Source organism: Streptomyces sp. P17, from assembly GCF_032436805.1.
GTDB lineage: Bacteria > Actinomycetota > Actinomycetes > Streptomycetales > Streptomycetaceae > Streptomyces.
The window spans coordinates 1-334 of record NZ_JAVRBF010000496.1 but is presented as its reverse complement, the minus strand read 5'-3'; the positions used below and the strand labels follow the sequence as shown (position 1 = coordinate 334).

The window sequence follows — 334 nt, the reverse complement described above, 5'->3', positions numbered from 1 at the left end:
AGAATAAGAGATACAAATAATGAAAAAGCTATTGTGCATCGCCTTAATGGTTAGCTTTAATGCCAGTGCCAAGTATATTGAAGCTCATCACCCTCATGTGATGCAGCCATTTTCTTCGACTTGCATCATCAATGCTACACCGACGCCTCCTGAAAATTCGGATATTTTTAATCCTAATGGCTACTATAATGCGGCCTTGGAAAAAACGGGCGATGAATTAAAGCACGCCTTGAATACAATCGTCTCCGCCGGTCATATTCGTCTGCAATACACGGATAATAGTAATCTTCAAACACCAGATGTTTGGCGAGCATTAATGATCACCGATGAAGAC

The 334-nt window shown here is 41.0% G+C and carries 1 pseudogene; it reads left to right on the top strand.

Annotated elements, in window-relative coordinates:
• Positions 1–19: 19 nt before the first annotated feature.
• Positions 20–334: pseudogene (locus RMT89_RS41865) on the top strand (hypothetical protein); the annotation flags it as partial.